Source organism: Halobaculum gomorrense (assembly GCF_900129775.1).
GTDB lineage: Archaea > Halobacteriota > Halobacteria > Halobacteriales > Haloferacaceae > Halobaculum > Halobaculum gomorrense.
The window spans coordinates 99,348-115,480 of sequence record NZ_FQWV01000005.1; the positions used below are offsets into that span (position 1 = coordinate 99,348).

Genomic DNA, 16,133 nt, shown 5'->3' on the forward strand with positions numbered 1-16,133 from the left:
GTCACTCGCCGAGGTATCTGAGCCCGCCGCCCGCCAGCAGAACCAGCCCGCCGCCGATGAACGTCCCCGGGATCGGAAGCGCGAACAGGCCGACACCGATCAACAGTACGGCAGTGGATAGTCGCATGAGGTACTATCACCGGCCCAAGGGGAAATACTCGGTGGCGGTTCCGGCGTCGCCGGACGTACCGGGTGACGGCGGCGACACGACACCGTCCGCCGCCGCCCCCGATCGCCTCACTCTCGCGTGTACTCGGGCACGAACATCCGCGCGGACGTGGGAGCGGGGTCCCCATCGGTGAGGTTGTACGCCGAGAGGTCGGCGTCGGTCGCGCCCGCGGCCCGCAGGAGATCCTCGTCGTACGCCGAGTGGCCGGTGTACTCCGCCGGGTCGCGCGCGAGGACCGAGAGCACGGCGTCCGCGAGCACGTGCGGCGTCCGCCAGTCGTCCTCCGTGCCGAGGCCGAAGTAGCGCGTCGCCCGGGTGTCGACGGCGGTCACCGGCCAGAACGTGTTGCAGCCGATCCCGTCGCCCGCCAGTTCCTCGGCCAGCGAAAGGGTGACGAACGACATCCCCAGCTTCGACCACGCGTAGGCGGCCTTTCCGGGTGCCCGATCCACCGTCACCGGCGGCGCGTTCGTGAGGATCCACCCGCCGTCCTGCTCGCGCAGGTGCGGGAGGAACGCCCGCGAGACGAGGTAGGTGCCGCGGACGTTCACATCCGTCAGCAGATCGAAGCGGTTCGCCGGGAGATCGGCGACGGTCGCCAACTGGATCGCGCTGGCGTTGTTGATCACGATGTCGACCTCGCCGAACTCGTCGATCGCCTCCCGTGCGGCCGCCTCGACGGCCTCGGCGTCGCGCACGTCCAACTGGATCGCGTGGGCGTCGACGCCGCGCTCCTCGCACTGCGCGGCGGTCGTGTGGATCGTCCCCGGCAACTCGCCGCCAGGCTCGGCGGTCTTTCCCGTCGAGACGATGTTACACCCCTGCTCGGCCAGCGTGAGCGCGATCCGCTTGCCGATGCCGCGGGTCGTGCCGGTGACGAACGCCGTCGACCCCGAGAGGTCGGGGGCGTCGAACGGCGGGTCGGCGTGCTCGGGGCCGGCGGGCATCGCGTCGTCGGCGTCGGTGTGGTCGGCCATACGGGGACTGCGGTCCGTGGGCTTCTGTAGCTACCGCCGTCCGCGGCCTCGGTTCCGGCGATCCGATCGAGTCGATATATTCGGCTCCGTTACCGTTCCCGTCGCTCTACAGCACTGTACTCACCACATAGTTAGCTTGGTGTATCAGCCGGGTGCGCTCTCCGAACATGAACGTGCTGCTGGTCGTTCTCGACTCCGTCCGGGCGGCCAACTGTTCGCTGTACGGTCACCGACGGGAGACGACGCCCGCGCTCGAGTCGCTGGCGGCGGAGGCGACGGTGTACGACCAGGCGCGCGCCCCCTCGAACTGGAGCCTGCCGAGCCACGTGTCGCTGTTCACCGGCCTGGAGACGCACGTCCACGGGGTAACGATCCACCACAGGCTCGACCCCGGCCACACCATCTTCGAACACCTCGCGGCGGAGGGATACGAGACCGGCCTCTTCACCGAGAACGGCTTCCTCGCGAGCCACGACGCCGGGGTGAACTCGGCGTTCGAGACGGTCGAGACCGTCCCCGACGACCCCGCCGCCGACTACGTCACCGGCGACGTGAACGACGGCCCGAACGGGTTCTACTACGCCGACGAGTTCCTCGACTGGAGCGAGGGTCGCGACGGCGACTGGGCCGCCTGCGTCAACCTGATGGACGCACACCGACCGTTCGAGCCCGCCCCCGGGCACGACCGCTGGGGCGACGAGGACGCTCGCTCGCTTCAGTCGACGCTGGACCTCCGGTGGGAGCCGCAGTTCCACGGCGGCGAGTTCCCCTACTGGCAGCTCTCGGGGCTGGAGTCGCTGTACGACGGAGCGATCCGTCAGACGGACGCCGTCCTGCGGTACGTCGTCGACGGGCTTCGCGACCGCGACGCCCTCGAGGACACGCTGTTGGTCGTCTGCGGCGACCACGGCGACGGCTTCGGCGAGGAGGGGTATCTGCCGACGGAGCCGCCGGCCGTCTCCCACATCGTTCCGATGCACGAGACGCTGCTCCACGTCCCGCTGGTCGTGCGGTACCCGGCGTCCGTCGACCCCGACGGACGGAGTCGGGGCGTCCGCGTCGGCGACCCGGCCGCGCTCACTCGGTTCCCGGACGTCGTGGGCGCCGCCAGGGACGGGCGGCGGGCGTCGTTCGTCCCCGACGTGCCGGTGGTCGCGTCGAAGCTCCCCATCACTGCGGATCTGCGCGAGCGGTTCGAGCGCGCCTGCGGGGACGCCGGACGGCTGTTCGCCGACAGCCGCGCGGTGTATCACCCGGCCGTCGGCGACCCCGGGAGCGTCCGAAAGACGTACCACTGGGGCGAGGCCGCCGGCGCCCTCCAGATCCACGCCGCCGGCGTCGCCGAGCCGGTCACGCGTGCCGCGAACGGCGTCGACGCGCTTCGTGCGCGAGAGCGCGTCGACGAGGCGTTCGCACGCTTCGACGGCGCGAACGTGCGCTCTCCGCTCCCCGAGGAGGTGACCGCAGAGACCAAGTCACAGCTCGAAGCGTTGGGCTACTACTGAGACGCCGGGTCCAGATCGTACCCCTCGCCCACCCGAACGTCGAGCGCGCGCGGCAGCGCCCGGAAGTCCAGGCGCTCGTGGGTCGACACCTCGCCGTCCCGGCTGAACGTGATCGGCCCCTCGTCGCTTTCGACCTGGAGGTGCCCGGCCCGGAAGTGGGTGACGCCGTCGGTTCCCTCCCCGAGCAGGCGGTGGAGCGCCGCCTCGACGGCCAGCCCCGGGGCCGGCATGGCCTCGACCACCGCCACGTCGAAGCGGCCGTCCTCCATGTCGGCCTGGCCGCCCTCCTCGACGAACTTCCGGGCGTTGCCGACGAGAACGCAGGTCGCCTCGCCCGTCCACGACCGCGCCGGCGACTCGACGCGGACGTCGAGCCCGTCGAACGCCATCGTCTCGCGGGCGCCGGTGACCAGGAACGCGAGCGTGCCGAACCGCTCCTTTAGCTCGCCGGAGGTCGCCGTGCTCGCGTCGGCGGGGAGTCCGGCGATACACGAGACGAGAAACGGCTCGGCGGCCCCGGCGTCAGCTTCGTCGGCGCCGTCCGTCCCCTCGGCCACGCCCACGTCGATCGCCCGAACCTCGCCGGTGTCCGACAGCTCGATCCCGTGGTCCAGCGACGTGACGCCGAGGGTGCCCGCGAGGAGGTTCGCCGTGCCCGCCGGGAGCACCGAGAGCGTCACGTCGCCGAGCGCGTCCGCGCGGTACAGCCCCCGGAGCGCGTCGTTGATCGTTCCGTCGCCGCCGCAGACCGCCAGCGTCGAGGCGCCGACGCTGCCGGCCTCGCGCGCCAACTCGACGGTGTCGGCGGCGCCGTCGGTCTCGGTGACGGCGAACCCGCGCGCTCCCATCGCTCGGCGGACGCCCTCGGCGTGATCGCCCGTGCCGCTGTGGGGATTGATGAGGCACCGACGCGACCCGATCTGCATGGCCGACGGAACGCCGTCGCCGCACTTCAACCCCGGCCTCGTCGCTCGCCGGCCGCGGCACCCCCGTCGCGTCGCCGCCCTCACCGACCGTCGTCGGCGGAACGGGCCGACGAAGATACGGTTAAGACGGTCCGAGGGCGTTGTCAGTCACATGACCGACGAGACTGCCGCGAGCGTCGGCGACGAGATGCTCGATCGAATGCTCCGCGGCGGGCTCCCGCGGGGGCAGGCGACGCTCGTGCGTGGGGGACCCGGCACCGGGAAGTCGACGCTGAGCATGCAGTTCCTCGACGCCGGGGTGCGGCCGGCGAACGGTGCCTGTACGTCACGACCGAACAGACGCTCGACGACGTTGCCGACTCCTTTGGGTCGTTCCCGTTCGCGCTCGACGACGACTGCCTCGACGTGCTCACTCTGCACGCGACACCGGGCACGACGCTGGAACACCCCGACGGGGCGGACGACACGTTGACGCTCCAGCGGCTCGACGACGCCGCCGCCGTCGGCGGCGACCGCTCGTACGGTGAGTACACCCAGGCGCTGACGCCGGCGACGCTTCGCGAGGAGTTCAACCGCTACACCGGCTACGACCGCGTCGTCGTTGACTCCGCCAACGGACTCGCGGGGTTCACCGACAGCCGGACGTACCGGCGGATCCTCCTCGACGTGATCGCGACGCTCACCGCCGAGGGCGACGCGACGCTGTTGTTCACCGCGGAGGACGGCGGCGACGGCGAGTCCGTCGGCGACCTGCTCCAGTACGCCGTCCACGGCGTCGTCTCGCTGACCCGCGAGCGCGTCCGCGACGACGGCCACCGATTCATCGAGATCACGAAGCTCCGCGGCGTCGACCACGACACGCGGCGGCTCGAACTCCACATCGACGGCGACCGCGGCGCTCGCGCCGTGCCCGGTCGGCGGAGCCAGCCGCCGGCGGTGAAGACCCACGGCCACCGCCCCGTGGGGATCGACGGGTTCGACCGCCTCGTCGTCGTCCCGACGATCCACCTCCGTCCGCACGGGCCGGAGACGATCCTCGCCGGCTTCGACCACGACGCCGACGCGCTGCTTTCGGATGGTCGCCTCCACGTCGTCGACCTCATCGGCACGTGGGACGACGAGCGCCACGGCGTCCACGCGCCGGACACGGCTGACGGCGTCCGCGCAGCGTTCGAGGCCGTCCGCCCGGACGCGGGCGCCGCGCTCACCTCGCTGGTCAACGCCGACGCGTACGTGAACGCGCTCTCGCCCGCGGAGGCGCGCGAACTCCGCTACTACGAGGAGTCGAACCTGGTCCGGCCGAGCGACACGCTGGTGCACGTCCACAACCCGGGGACCGCGACCGACGAGGTGTCGGCGTTCTTCGAGAACACCGCCGAGCAGGTGGTCGAGACGTGGCTCTCCGACAGCGGCCTCCAGTACGTCCACCTCCGGAAGCCGCCGTGCGGCTTCGTCGGCACGACCTCGCTGGTCGAGTATCTGGAGGACGCGCCGTACGTCGCGGTTCAAGACCCGCCGAGCGACCGCGAGAACCCCATGGTCGACGAGTCGTACCCCGAGGAGCACCCGTCCGGGGAGTAGTCGGGGGCAGACGGGGCGACGGCTCGCGGTCAGTCGGCGCGCTCGAACACGCGGACCGTGTCGTGCCCCAGCGGCTCGACAGCGACCTGATCGAACCCCCGCGACTCGAACACGCTCCCCCAGTCGTGACGGTACAGCGGGAGGCCCTCATCGACCTCGACGATGCCGCCGTCAGCGTCGCCCTCTAGTTCCACCGTCACGAGCAGGTCGCCCGCGACGCGGGCGACCTCGTCGAAGGTCGGGGACATCTCCTCGGGGTGAACGTGCTGGAGCGTCTCGACCGAGTAGACCGCGTCGAACTCCCGGTCGTCGAAGCCGGGGAGCACGTCGGCGATCGCGCCGGCGTGGAACGACCCGGCGTCGGCGAGGTCCGGATATTCCTCGCGAAGCACGTCGAACGAGTCGGGGTTGATGTCGACCCCGGCGAGGTCGGAGAACCCAGCCGCGTGGAGGTGCGCGAGGTGGCGCCCGGAGCCGCAGCCGAGTTCGAGGACGCGCGCGTCGCGGCCGACGGCACCGCCGAGGCGGTCGGCGAGGACCTCGCTGACCTCGTTGGGGCCGTAGTGCGCGTAGTACCGCGGGGAGAACTCCCCGGTGCGGTCCGCCCAGGCGTCGCGGAGGTCGTCTGCGTTCATACGACGGATAGGGGACGACCACGGAGAACCCTTCCGGCTACCGGTGCGACCGGTCCTCCGGGTGGCGACGCGGTCGGAGCCCGGCGGCGACGCGCCGCGTCGATCGTCGCCCCGGCGGACAACGCCTATGCGCCTCTGGCGTCAACTCCTCTCGTGTCCCGGATCGCCCGACTCGTCGTCGCGCTCGCGGTGCTCCCGCACGAGGCGGCTCACGCTGCGGCCGCACGGCTGTTCGGCCTCGACGCCGAGATCGAGGTGTTGCCCGCGTGGGAGGGAGCCGGCAGGCCGCTCGGGCGCTTCGACGCGACAGTACCGGAGTCGACGCCGTCGGCGGTCGTCCGGGCGGTCGCGCTCGCGCCCCTGGCGCACGTCGCCGTCGCCGCGGTGCTCGACGCCGCGTTGCCCGCCGGCTCGGACCTCCGCGTGCTCGCGATCGCGCCGCTGGCGTACTGGGCGGCGCTGTCGAACGGCGACCTCGCGGTGGCGGCCGACCCCGAGACCGTCCGCGATCGCGGCCGCTTCCTCGTGGCTGACGAGGGGTGGAGCGGTCCTACGGCCGACGCGCTGGCCGTGCTCACGACGGGCGCGGTCGCGGGGCTGCTGCTCGGGTGACCGCGGGATCGACGACCCGGCAGGCGAGGCCCCCGAACGGAAGCGATTAGCCGCACGCGGCCCTCGCCCGGTCCGTGTCACTGCTCCGCCGTGCCGGCGCCGCCGTCGCCGCGGCGCTCGACGGCGCAGGGGTCATCGGCGAGTCGCGCCTGCGCGCGACGACGGACCTGGCGTGGCCGCGCATCGTCACCGGCTTCGCGATCATGTCGAAGCGGACGGTCGACCTCGCGCTCGTCGGCCTCGTCGTCGGGCCGACCGCGGTCGCCGGCCTGACACTCGCGAACGCGTTCTGGATGGCTGCGAAATTCGTCGCCATCGGGCTGGCCGGCGGGACGGTCGCGCTCGTCTCCCAGAACCACGGCGGCGGTGACGACGAGCGCGCGGCCGCGATCGTCCGCCTCAGCGTCGCCATCGCACTCGCGCTGGCGGTGCCCGCGGTCGCGCTGTTCGGCCTCGCGGCCGAGCCGCTCGTCACGCTGCTGGGCGGCGACCCGCGGAGCGTCGGCTACGGCGCGACGTACCTCGCGGTGGTCGCGCCGGGCCTCCTGTTCGAGTTCCTGAACCTGATCGCCAGTCGGACGTACGCGGGCGTCAGCGACACCGTCACCCCGATGGTCGTCCGGACCGGGGGAGCCGTCGCCAACATCGCGCTGTCGGCGACGTTCGTCGTCGGGCTCGACATGGGCGTCGCCGGGGCGGCGCTGGGCACCGCGCTCGCGACGGTGCTGGTGACCGCCGTGTTCGCGTGGGGGATGACCGGCCGGAGCTACCTCCGCGGGCGCGGCGCGAGCCCCCTCCCGCTGCGCGCCCGCGGGTCGCCCCACGACCGCGAACTGCTCGGCCAGATCGCCCGCGTATCCGCGCCGCTGGTCGCCCGCCGCGCCGCCCAGGGGCTGGTCGTGTTCCCGCTGCTCGCGATCGCGGCGACGTTCGGCCCGGTCGTCGTCGCCGCCGTCGGCGTCGGCAGGCAGGTGCGCGCGCTCCTCGGGAGCTTCTCGTGGGGATTCTCCATCGCCGCCTCGACGCTGGTCGGGCAGGAACTCGGCCGCGGCGACGAGCGCGAGGCGGAGGCGTACGGCCGCGGGATCACCCGGCTGTCGCTGCTCGTGTACCTCGCCGCCGCCGGGATCGTCGTCGCGCTCGCGGAGCCGATCGCCGCCGTCTTCGTGGACGACCCAGCGAGCCTGTCGCTGTCGGCGGACTTCGTCCGCGTCGCGGCGGTCTCGGTGGTCGCGCTCGGCGTTGACGGGTCGATCACGGGAACGCTGCGGGGCGCGGGCGACACCCGGGTCCCGTTCGTCGCGACGCTGGCGGGCGCGTACCTCGCGGCGCTGCCGCTGGCGTGGGCGGGGACGGCGATCCCCGCGCTCGGGGTCGGCGGCCTGCTGCTCGCGCTGCTCGCGGAGACGGCGGTCCCGCTGGCGGTGAACCTCCGGCGCTTCCGCTCGAACCGCTGGAAGGCGGTGAGCCGTGAGTACCGCCCGAGCGCGGGCGATTGAGGGGAGGGGCGCCGTCGACCCAACCCGCCGTCCGGCCGTGCGCCCCGTTCCCCGCCGCACTTCCCTCGCTCCATCACCCACCCTGCACCACCCACCCTTTATGCCCGCCCGCGGCACCTCCCAGCCATGCGAGTCACGGTACTGGGCGCGGGGACGATGGGCGCCGGCATCGCGCAGGCGGCCGCGACCGCCGGCCACGCGGTCGCGCTGCGGGACGTGGAGGCGTCGTACGTCGAGGACGGCATCGCCGACATCGACGACACGCTCTCGGAGGGCGTCGAGCGCGACAAGGTGACGCCGGCCGAGCGCGAGGCGGCGCTCGACCGGATCACGGGCACGACCGATCTGGCGGCGGCGGCCGCCGGCGCCGACCTCGTGATCGAGGCGGTGTCCGAGGATGTGGACCTCAAGAAGGCCGTGCTCGACGAGACCGAGGGTCACGTCGGCGACGACGCGGTGCTGGCGTCGAACACCTCGGCGCTGTCGGTGACGGAGTTGGCGAGCGCGCTCGATCGCCCCGAGCGTCTGCTTGGTCTTCACTTCTTCAACCCCGTCCACCTGATGAGACTGGTCGAGGTCGTCGTCGCCGAGCGGACCGACGAGGCGACGCTGGAGACCGCCCGCGGGTTCGTCGAGTCGCTGGACAAGACCGCCGTCGAGGTGCGCGACTCCCCGGGGTTCGCCTCCTCTCGGCTCGGGGTCGCGCTCGGCGCCGAGGCGATCCGAATGTACGAGTCGGGGGTCGCGAGCGCCGCCGACATCGACGCGGCGATGGAGCTGGGATACAACCACCCGATGGGGCCGCTACAGCTCACCGACGTGGTCGGGCTGGACGTGCGCCTCGACGTGCTGGAGCACCTGCGCGAGGAGCTGGGCGAGCGCTTCCGCCCGCCGCAGGCGCTCAAGCGGAAGGTCCGCGCCGGCAAGCTGGGGAAGAAGACCGGCGAGGGGTTCTACGTCTGGGAGGACGGCGAGGCGGTTCGGCCCGCGGACGAACCGGGCGGCGGCGCGGCGGAGGGGCCGCGATGAGCGACCCCGAGGAGGGGGACGACGCCGGCGACCTGGACTCGGGTCCGGCGGCCGTCGCCGGCGACTGCGAGTTCGTCGACTGCGCGGTCGGCGACCGCGTCGGCCGCGTCGCCACGGTGACCCTCTCTCGACCGGACGCGCGCAACGCCCTCAACGCCCAGATCCGGGGGGAGCTGAAACGCGTCCTCGACGCCGTGGAGCGCGAAGGCAGCGGCGTCCGGGTCGTCGTCCTCACCGGCGCCGACGAGGCGACGGCGTTCGTCGCGGGCGCCGACGTGACCGAGTTGCGCGAGCGCGACGCGACCGAGCAGCGGCGCGCGAGCGAGCGCCCGCGAGTGTACGAGCGCGTCGCTGACCTCCGCCAGCCGGTGATCGCCCGGATCAACGGCCACGCGCTCGGGGGCGGCTGCGAACTCGCGCAGGCGTGCGATGTCCGGATCGCCCACGAGCGGGCCAAACTCGGCCAGCCGGAGATCAACTTGGGACTGATCCCCGGTGGCGGCGGCACCCAGCGGCTCGTCCGACTCGTCGGCGAGGGGCAGGCGATGAAGCTGATCTGCTCGGGCGAACTGATCGACGCCCAGGAAGCCGCGGACCTCGGCCTCGTCGACGAGGTGTACGGCGACGACGGGTTCGACGACCGAGTGTACGACCTGGCGGCGTCGATGGCCGACAAGAGCCCCGTCGCGCTGGAACACGCGAAGCGGGCCGTGCGGGCCGCTTCGCGGATGGGGATCGATGAGGGGCTCGACTACGAGACGGAGTTGTTTGTCGGGCTGTTCGCGACGCGGGACAAGAACGAGGGCATCGACGCGTTCCTCGAGGACCGTGACCCCGAGTGGGAGGGGCGGTAGCGACGACCGATAACGATGGCCGACAGCGACGGGCGGCGACTCCCCGCGATCGGCGCCGCGTCAGTACCGCACCGCCGCGTCGACGATGCCGACGGTCTGGCCGACGCCGACGAACGCGAGGCCCGCGATCCGAAGCGACGAATCGGGGACCGCGCCGGCAGCCAGCGCGGCGACGTAGCCGACCGCGCCCGCCAGTGACAGCGTCGCGGCCGCGTAGTTGACCGCCCCCGCGGTCCCCGCGGCCTCGCGGCCCGTGTACCACAGCGCCGGAACGGGGAGGAGCGTCCAGCCGACGACCGAGACGGCGACAAGCAGCGACGACGCCGGATCCGGCGCGACGAGCAGGCCGACGGTGCCCGCGAGCGTGACGGGGATTCCGGCGAGGATCACCAGCCGCCACGCGCGCAACACGCCGGCGCCCATGTCGGCCCACGACAGGGCGACGAACGCGACGAGCAGCGCGTCCATCACGAGGTGCGCGACCAGGACCGGTCGATCCGCGACGAGCCCGAGATGGGCGGCGATCGCGAACCCCCACGCCAGGGGGACGAGCCCGGCGGGCGCGGTCTCGCGGGTGCGTCGGAACACGGCGGCGAGACGGGAGTCGCGGTGAAAACCGTTCGGGAGATCGGACGTCACAGGACCGCGGCGGTCCCGCCGACCAGCGGGACGAGCACGATGAGGTAGACGGCGGCCTCGATCGCCCACGCCCGACGGATCCGCCGGAGGCGCTGGCGGGCGACGCCCGTCGACCGCGGTAACACGACGAGCGCGAAGAAGCCGACCATCAGCGGGTACATGACGGCGCCCGCGACGGCGGTCGCGAGCACCCCCAACCCGAGGACGGCCCCGACCGCGAGCAGGAGCCAGACGAACAGCGGCCCCGAGAGCGTCCCGGCGACGTAGTGGACGACGGTTGCGAGGCGCGGGGACGACTCGTCGGGGTGGGTGTCGGTGAGCACGCCGCTGGCGACCCGCGGCGGCGTCCACCCCTCGTCGACTCGGTCCATCACGCGGTCCATCGCGAGCGTCGCGCCGACGCCGCCGCCGACGCCGACGAGGAACAACAGCGGTACCGAGATCGGAACGGCGGCTTGCAGGATCACGGCCCGATCCACGGGCGCCTCCGTCGTATCACTTTCTGCCGTCGCGTCGGCCCCTCGCCGTCGGACCGGGAGTCAGTCGCCGCCGGGCCCGTGATCACTCGGCACCGACGCGGACCCACTCCTCCAGCGTGAAGCGGTCGTACTCAGTCGACTCGATCAGTTCCCAGTCGGCGTCGTCCCACGCCGGGTAGGTGGTGTCGCCCTCGTACTCGCCGCGGACGCGGCTGAGCGCCATCCGGTCGACGTGCGGCTGAAACAGCTCGTAGATCGCGCCGCCGCCAATCACGTAGGCGGTGTCGGCGCCGAGCGACTCCGCGATCGCGACCGCCTCGGCCACGTCGCCGGCGACGTTCGCCGTGTCGGCGTCGACGGCGTCGACGCTGCGCGAGAGGACGATCTGCGCCGACCCGGGGAGGTCGTCGAGCATCGACTCGAACGTCGCCCGACCGAGGACCACCGGGTGGTTCGCGATCCGGTCGCGATACTGCCGTTTGTCCTCGGGGATGGAGGGCCACGGGAGTTCGCCGTCGTCGCCGATGACGCCGTTCTCCGCAACCGCGGCGACGGACACGAGTTCGACCATACGGCGACTACGGCGGCGCGCGACATACCGCTTTTCCCCGCTCGCCGGAGCGGACCGCTCGCGTCCCGTCGCCCCCCTCCGAGCACTATCGCGACCCACTGCCTCCACCACGATTATGTACCCGCGGCGGCCGCGTTCACTCGATATGCAGATTGGAGTCGTCGGCGTCGGCGGAGGCGGCGCCGCGCTGGCGGACGCGCTGCTGACGGACGGGGGGGGACGCGGCGTCGACTACGTCGCCGGCGCGGTCGCGATCGACACCGACGCGAGCGATCTCGCGGCGCTCTCGCGCATCGACGAGGACGGGCGCCAGCTGATCGGCGCGGTCCACGCCGAGGGCGAGGGCACCGCCGGCGACGCGGCCCTCGCGGCGGAGATCGCCCGCGAGGAGCGCCCGGAACTCCAGGCGGCGGTCGACTCGATTCCCGTCGGGCGCATGGACGCCGCGGTCGTGTGTGCCGCGCTCGGTGGCGGCACCGGCGCCGGCGTCGCCCCGGCGCTCGTCGACCTGCTCGGTCAGGTCACGGGCACGCCGGTGTACGCGCTCGGGGTGCTCCCCGGCGTCGCCGAGGCCGGTGGCGACGGCGCCGCCGGGGACGCGGCGGCGGACAGGCCGAAGCGATCGGCCGCCAGAGACGCGGACGGCACCGACGACCCCGACCGCCCGGATCGGCCGCTCGCGTCCAACGCCGCGGGCGCGGTGCGCGCGCTCTCGGCCGCGAGCGACGACCTCCTGCTGGCCGACCTTGAGGTGTGGCGCGCGAGCGGTGCCTCGTACGCGGCGGCGTGGCCGCGGCTGGACGACGCCGTCGCCGGGCGGCTCGGATCGCTTCTCGCCGCCGGCGAGGCCGCCGACCCGACGCCCGAGCGCGTGCTCGACGCCAGCGAATTGACGAACACCCTCGGCGCGGGCGGCGTCTCGGCGCTTGGCACCGCCGCGACCGCGGTCGAGAACGGCCGCCGCGAGGGGTTCGTCGGCGGCCTGATCGACCGGGTCAGCGGCGCCGACGCCCCCGCCGTCGACGAGGGCGAGGCGGTGTCGGTCGCCACCAACGCCGCCCGGAAGGCGATCTCCCATCGAGTAAGCCTCCCGTCTGATCTCACCAGCGCGTCGCGTGTGGCCGTCGTCTTCCACGCGCCGCCGGCGTGGCTTAGTCGCCGCGGACTCGAACGCGCTCGGAATCTCATCGAGGAGGAGACGGGCGTGCCCGAGATCCGCTGGGGCGACTATCCCGATCCGACCGCCGATGAGTTCCGCGTCACGGTGCTGCTGTCCGGGATCTCGACCGCCGACCGACTTGCTGCGCTCGGGGACGACCTCGACCCCACGCGGCTGGAGTGACCCACGCGCCGCCGGCATGGTCCGGTGTGCAGCTCGCGGCGACGCCGGCCGTCGCGCACAGCCGAACCGACCCGTTCATGCCGATCCCCGTGCGAGCGCGGTGTATGTCCACTGACGGGGACGACGACCCCACAGTACCTATCGTCTGCGAGGAGTGCGACACCCGGACGCGCGTCCCGCTGTCGGCCCTCGCCGACCAGCTGGAGCGACACAACGAGACGCGCCACGACGGCGAGGATGTCGCCGGCGTCGACCCCGCGCTCGCCGATCAGATCGCCGATCTAGTCGTCGAGGATATGGGACTGCTGGACGAGGAGTAAGCCGGGAACCCGCGAAAATCGCACTCGGCGATCAGTCGTCAGCCGCCAGGTGCGACTGGAGGTGGGTGCCGATCTGTTCGACCTCGGATTCGAACGTGTCGAGGTCGTACGCCTGTGCGTGGAGCATGCTGCTGTACCGCGACGTGTAGCCGGCGAGGAACGACAGCTCCGTCAGCTCCTCGTCGGTCGCGCCGTGTAGTTTCGCCGCCGCGCGGTGGAAGTGAACGCAGTACGGACACTTCAGGTTCGCCGCGACCGCGAGGTTGATCAGCTCCTTATACTTAGCCGGGATCGCCGTCTCACCCAGCGTCATTCGCTTGAACGTCGGCCACTCGTCGACCAGGCCGTCACGGTTCATGCCGCCGAAGAAGCCCGGAACCATGCCGAGCGTCTCCTCGATCTCCGTCACGGTGTCGTCGTACGAGTCCGCCGTCGATGTGGTCGCCATGTCAGTTATCTCCGGTGACGGACAGCCCGCCACACGTGATCCGTGACGCGTCGCCGAGGCTTTGTTATGAATCGAGAGAGACTCGGTACGGTCGGGCACGGGCTGCGGTACTGTCAGCCGGCCGACCCACCGCCGACGCCGATCGGGCCCCCGAAGTCCGATGACAGGCTCACCCTTGCGTCAGTAGGGCATCGTTTGCGGACTCGTCGCTCAGAGGTAAACTCGTCGTAGAGGAACGCGACGCTCTGCCCCGAACCGCAGCTACCGGCTCCCGGTAGCGGTCACTTGCTCTCGGAGCGCCCAGGTGTCGGCCGTCGGGTCAAGGTTCGAGGGCTCGGTTCCGCGGGTCGTCAGAATTCCAGCGTGAAACAGCATGGCCTTGAGTTGGAACACCGTCGGCGCGTGATACACGGTTCCATCGGTCAGGGCCGCACGCCGGAGTTCGCCGTTCGGATCCAACACGCGCCCCCGTACGTCGTCGTCGCCCCGAACGATCGAGCCGAACCTCCCCGACCACGTCGCAACGACGTTCGAGGACGTCTGTCAAGAGGCCGTCTGGGCAGCGATCCGTCGCGGTCACCTCGAGTCGTATTCCGAGGTCGGACGGTGGTGGTACGGGGAAGACGAGATCGACATTGTCGGGCTCGCCCCGGACGCCGACCGGATTCTGTTCGCTGAATGTAAATGGACGAGTGAGCCGGTTGGTTCGGCCCTCGTGTCGCAGCTGCGGGAGAAAGCCGAGCGTGTTCGATGGGGGCCGGATACACGCGAGGAGGAATTCGTGTTGTTCTCGAAAAGTGGGTTCGTCGATGGACTCGCTGACGACGTAGATCAGAACTGGTCGCTGTACGGCCTGAGCGAACTGGGGGCACTTCTGTAATCGAACCACTCGACTTCTGTCGACCTAGTAATTCAGTTCCGCTCGCAGCACGCGTCTAAGCAAGGCCCCTCACTCGTAGACAACGACGCGTGAACGGTGAAAGCGAACAGGGAGTGTTCGCGGTCACATCCAACGAGTCATTGATTATAGCCATTCCATCCGGGTTTAGCTGTGCGCGACCACCAGCGGGAAACACGCTCGTCGGAATCGTTCGCCTCTCGAACGAAACCACTCTCAGCAACAACAGGAGATAGGTGAACAACTTGCCTACGTCTGCCGGATTTCGCCTGTTCGAGACGCGATGGGCGCTGCAGGGCTTCGCCGATTCCGACCCCGCGAAGGCGACAGTAAACAACGGGTCGCTCATTCGCGAATCATCCTCCATCGCCGATCGGCCTTCTCACGCTTCGACGCGCGGTCGTAGTGCTTGTCCAGCACAGCCTCGGAGGTGTCGAGTCGGTCAGAGACCACGCCTCGAGGGACGCCGTCGTTCCGATACTTCGTCACCCGAGCCTTGCGCACGTCGTGGGGCGAGCGAGCAGACGGGCACTTGCTCATCTGGTCGAACCGAGCAGCCTCGCACGTCTCCGGTTCCTCCCCGTGCGGGCACTCGTCACCAGTGAAGCAGGGACGGGTCCAGCGGTAGAACGTATCACGAATGGCAGTCGGAGAGATCCGACCGTTCTTCGTCGACACCAGGGGGAAGCGACCGTAGTCGTCGCGGGCGGAGATTCGGGGACCGTCGATGTAGTCCTGGAGGACCGTCGCCACGCGATCACTGATTCGGTTGAATCGCTCTCCCCGTTCGTCGTTCTTCAACGGAGTGTCCGAGTCTGGACGGTGGATGTAGTTGATGCCCGGCTTCTTGTTGTCCAGCTCGCAGTCCTCGAGGTCGAGCGCGCGAACGGCACCGAGGCGAGCGCCGGTGTGCCAGACCAGCGCCCACACGACGTGATCCCGACTCGCGTATTCGTAGCGGTCGAGGTAGTCGATGACCGGCGGGACGCGCTCGGGAGCGATCGTCGAATCGCTCACCTCCGACGATGCAGAGAGCGTCGGAAGGATCACCTTCTCGCGCAGGCCCTCAGGGACCGCCTCGATCTGCTCACAGAAGCGGAGGAACGAGCGAACCGTCGTCAGCGCAGAGTCGAGCGTCTTTGGGGCGAGTGTGTCGGTCTTTCCCTTACTGTAGCCGCCTTCGCGACGCCAGACGCGGAACTGGTAGAGGTCGCGCCCGGTGAGGTCGTTCATGTTGTCGATACCGCCCTCGGTACGACACCACTCGACGAACGCACGGAGGTGACTCCGGTGGGAGACACGAGTCCACTCCGCTGCGTTCTCTTTCATCGCTTCGAGATGGAGGTCCCGCGCCTCGGAGGGCGTCAGTGGTTGGAGGTCTTCGCTCATGCTTCCACCTCAGGACCGGGGTTATTTGAGGCGGAGCCATGGGCGGAGTGAAAGTAGATCCACTTTCGCTCTGCACACCAGGATCGCTTTTTTATATGTGATTCGGCGGATTGATTAGCGCGGTTCGGGTTGTCGTACATGGCTTTCTGGTTGAGCAGGAAGCCCACGCGGGCCGGCTGTCATCGCAGTCGGGCCCGTTTCCTTCGAGGACTCGTCGAGGAGCGACGCGTCCGGAAGTGCTTCCCTTGAGCCATGCCAAG

The 16,133-nt window shown here is 70.9% G+C and carries 18 protein-coding genes and 2 pseudogenes; 10 read left to right on the top strand and 10 right to left on the bottom strand.

The window, feature by feature from the left end; all coding sequences use genetic code 11:
* Position 1 precedes the first annotated feature (1 nt).
* Together BUE16_RS17345 and BUE16_RS10230 are read right to left on the bottom strand one after the other, a co-directional pair.
* Positions 2-127 (bottom strand): hypothetical protein, encoded by a 126-nt coding sequence (locus BUE16_RS17345; RefSeq protein ID WP_268762490.1) that lies wholly within the window; start codon positions 125-127, stop codon positions 2-4.
* Positions 128-237: 110 nt separating this feature from the next.
* Positions 238-1,116, bottom strand: coding sequence for an SDR family oxidoreductase (locus tag BUE16_RS10230; protein ID WP_073309612.1), 879 nt, complete (start codon positions 1,114-1,116; stop codon positions 238-240).
* A gap of 197 nt (positions 1,117-1,313) precedes the next feature.
* Between BUE16_RS10230 and BUE16_RS10235 the strand changes: the two genes are divergently transcribed.
* On the top strand, positions 1,314-2,651 hold the full coding sequence (locus BUE16_RS10235) for a sulfatase (RefSeq protein ID WP_073309292.1): 1,338 nt from the start codon (positions 1,314-1,316) through the stop codon (positions 2,649-2,651).
* On the opposite strand, the gene BUE16_RS10240 is transcribed toward BUE16_RS10235, so the two are convergent.
* On the bottom strand, positions 2,645-3,577 hold the full coding sequence (locus tag BUE16_RS10240; RefSeq protein WP_073309294.1) for a diacylglycerol/lipid kinase family protein: 933 nt from the start codon (positions 3,575-3,577) through the stop codon (positions 2,645-2,647). The two genes, BUE16_RS10235 and BUE16_RS10240, sit on opposite strands and share 7 nt — an antisense overlap.
* Positions 3,578-3,776: 199 nt before the next feature.
* Here BUE16_RS10240 and BUE16_RS17515 point away from each other — a divergent pair, with 199 nt between their 5' ends.
* Together BUE16_RS17515 and BUE16_RS16970 are read left to right on the top strand one after the other, a co-directional pair.
* A complete protein-coding gene (locus tag BUE16_RS17515) occupies positions 3,777-4,049 on the top strand; it encodes an RAD55 family ATPase (RefSeq protein ID WP_394327436.1) in 273 nt (90 codons plus the stop codon).
* Positions 3,983-5,158, top strand: coding sequence for an RAD55 family ATPase (locus tag BUE16_RS16970; RefSeq protein WP_200778422.1), 1,176 nt, complete (start codon positions 3,983-3,985; stop codon positions 5,156-5,158). Before BUE16_RS17515 ends, BUE16_RS16970 begins: the two co-directional genes overlap by 67 nt.
* 29 nt (positions 5,159-5,187) lie before the next feature.
* On the opposite strand, the gene BUE16_RS10260 is transcribed toward BUE16_RS16970, so the two are convergent.
* Complete coding sequence (locus BUE16_RS10260; RefSeq protein ID WP_073309301.1) at positions 5,188-5,793, bottom strand: class I SAM-dependent methyltransferase; 606 nt, start codon at positions 5,791-5,793, stop codon at positions 5,188-5,190.
* 153 nt (positions 5,794-5,946) lie between these two features.
* Here BUE16_RS10260 and BUE16_RS10265 point away from each other — a divergent pair, with 153 nt between their 5' ends.
* From BUE16_RS10265 to BUE16_RS10280, 4 genes are all read left to right on the top strand, one after another.
* Positions 5,947-6,405 carry a hypothetical protein gene (locus tag BUE16_RS10265; RefSeq protein WP_073309303.1) on the top strand — a complete coding sequence of 153 codons (459 nt, stop codon included), beginning with the start codon at positions 5,947-5,949 and terminating at the stop codon, positions 6,403-6,405.
* Positions 6,406-6,479: 74 nt separating this feature from the next.
* Complete coding sequence (locus BUE16_RS10270) at positions 6,480-7,904, top strand: MATE family efflux transporter (protein ID WP_073309305.1); 1,425 nt, start codon at positions 6,480-6,482, stop codon at positions 7,902-7,904.
* 126 nt (positions 7,905-8,030) lie between these two features.
* Positions 8,031-8,933, top strand: coding sequence for a 3-hydroxyacyl-CoA dehydrogenase family protein (locus BUE16_RS10275; protein ID WP_073309308.1), 903 nt, complete (start codon positions 8,031-8,033; stop codon positions 8,931-8,933).
* Positions 8,930-9,787, top strand: a complete 858-nt coding sequence (locus BUE16_RS10280) for an enoyl-CoA hydratase/isomerase family protein (RefSeq protein WP_073309309.1) — start codon at positions 8,930-8,932, stop codon at positions 9,785-9,787. Before BUE16_RS10275 ends, BUE16_RS10280 begins: the two co-directional genes overlap by 4 nt.
* A 60-nt stretch (positions 9,788-9,847) precedes the next feature.
* On the opposite strand, the gene BUE16_RS10285 is transcribed toward BUE16_RS10280, so the two are convergent.
* The 3 genes from BUE16_RS10285 to BUE16_RS10295 all read right to left on the bottom strand — a co-directional run bounded on the left by BUE16_RS10285 (position 9,848) and on the right by BUE16_RS10295 (position 11,476).
* Complete coding sequence (locus BUE16_RS10285; RefSeq protein WP_073309614.1) at positions 9,848-10,375, bottom strand: hypothetical protein; 528 nt, start codon at positions 10,373-10,375, stop codon at positions 9,848-9,850.
* A 47-nt stretch (positions 10,376-10,422) separates the two neighbouring features.
* Positions 10,423-10,890 (bottom strand): hypothetical protein, encoded by a 468-nt coding sequence (locus tag BUE16_RS10290; RefSeq protein ID WP_394327437.1) that lies wholly within the window; start codon positions 10,888-10,890, stop codon positions 10,423-10,425.
* 97 nt (positions 10,891-10,987) lie between these two features.
* Positions 10,988-11,476, bottom strand: coding sequence for a dihydrofolate reductase (locus tag BUE16_RS10295; protein WP_073309313.1), 489 nt, complete (start codon positions 11,474-11,476; stop codon positions 10,988-10,990).
* A gap of 145 nt (positions 11,477-11,621) precedes the next feature.
* On the opposite strand from BUE16_RS10295, the gene BUE16_RS16360 reads away from it, so the two are divergent.
* Together BUE16_RS16360 and BUE16_RS10305 are read left to right on the top strand one after the other, a co-directional pair.
* Positions 11,622-12,818 (top strand): FtsZ/tubulin family protein, encoded by a 1,197-nt coding sequence (locus BUE16_RS16360; RefSeq protein ID WP_073309315.1) that lies wholly within the window; start codon positions 11,622-11,624, stop codon positions 12,816-12,818.
* 104 nt (positions 12,819-12,922) lie between these two features.
* Positions 12,923-13,138 carry a hypothetical protein gene (locus tag BUE16_RS10305; protein WP_073309616.1) on the top strand — a complete coding sequence of 72 codons (216 nt, stop codon included), beginning with the start codon at positions 12,923-12,925 and terminating at the stop codon, positions 13,136-13,138.
* A gap of 31 nt (positions 13,139-13,169) precedes the next feature.
* Here the strand turns inward: BUE16_RS10305 and BUE16_RS10310 are convergent, their stop codons facing one another.
* Positions 13,170-13,586 (bottom strand): carboxymuconolactone decarboxylase family protein, encoded by a 417-nt coding sequence (locus tag BUE16_RS10310; RefSeq protein ID WP_073309318.1) that lies wholly within the window; start codon positions 13,584-13,586, stop codon positions 13,170-13,172.
* Between the two features lie 261 nt (positions 13,587-13,847).
* A pseudogene (locus tag BUE16_RS17520) lies at positions 13,848-14,078 on the bottom strand (hypothetical protein); the annotation flags it as partial.
* Between BUE16_RS17520 and BUE16_RS10320 the strand changes: the two are divergent.
* Positions 14,077-14,466 (top strand): annotated as a pseudogene (locus tag BUE16_RS10320) (DUF234 domain-containing protein); the annotation flags it as partial. The pseudogenes BUE16_RS17520 and BUE16_RS10320 sit on opposite strands and share 2 nt — an antisense overlap.
* A 363-nt stretch (positions 14,467-14,829) precedes the next feature.
* On the opposite strand, the gene BUE16_RS10325 reads toward BUE16_RS10320, so the two are convergent.
* Entirely contained in the window at positions 14,830-15,873 is a 1,044-nt protein-coding gene (locus tag BUE16_RS10325) for a tyrosine-type recombinase/integrase (RefSeq protein WP_073309320.1), read from the bottom strand.
* Between the last annotated feature and the right edge of the window lie 260 nt (positions 15,874-16,133).

Coding starts and splice junctions, on each gene's coding strand:
- BUE16_RS17345 (WP_268762490.1), bottom strand. CDS start 127: ATGCGACTATCCACTGCCGTACTGTTGATCGGTGTCGGCCTGTTCGCG.
- BUE16_RS10280 (WP_073309309.1), top strand. CDS start 8,930: ATGAGCGACCCCGAGGAGGGGGACGACGCCGGCGACCTGGACTCGGGT.
- BUE16_RS16360 (WP_073309315.1), top strand. CDS start 11,622: ATGCAGATTGGAGTCGTCGGCGTCGGCGGAGGCGGCGCCGCGCTGGCG.
- BUE16_RS10275 (WP_073309308.1), top strand. CDS start 8,031: ATGCGAGTCACGGTACTGGGCGCGGGGACGATGGGCGCCGGCATCGCG.
- BUE16_RS10295 (WP_073309313.1), bottom strand. CDS start 11,476: ATGGTCGAACTCGTGTCCGTCGCCGCGGTTGCGGAGAACGGCGTCATC.
- BUE16_RS10310 (WP_073309318.1), bottom strand. CDS start 13,586: ATGGCGACCACATCGACGGCGGACTCGTACGACGACACCGTGACGGAG.
- BUE16_RS10260 (WP_073309301.1), bottom strand. CDS start 5,793: ATGAACGCAGACGACCTCCGCGACGCCTGGGCGGACCGCACCGGGGAG.
- BUE16_RS10305 (WP_073309616.1), top strand. CDS start 12,923: ATGTCCACTGACGGGGACGACGACCCCACAGTACCTATCGTCTGCGAG.
- BUE16_RS10240 (WP_073309294.1), bottom strand. CDS start 3,577: ATGCAGATCGGGTCGCGTCGGTGCCTCATCAATCCCCACAGCGGCACG.
- BUE16_RS10235 (WP_073309292.1), top strand. CDS start 1,314: ATGAACGTGCTGCTGGTCGTTCTCGACTCCGTCCGGGCGGCCAACTGT.
- BUE16_RS10230 (WP_073309612.1), bottom strand. CDS start 1,116: ATGCCCGCCGGCCCCGAGCACGCCGACCCGCCGTTCGACGCCCCCGAC.
- BUE16_RS10325 (WP_073309320.1), bottom strand. CDS start 15,873: ATGAGCGAAGACCTCCAACCACTGACGCCCTCCGAGGCGCGGGACCTC.
- BUE16_RS17515 (WP_394327436.1), top strand. CDS start 3,777: ATGCTCCGCGGCGGGCTCCCGCGGGGGCAGGCGACGCTCGTGCGTGGG.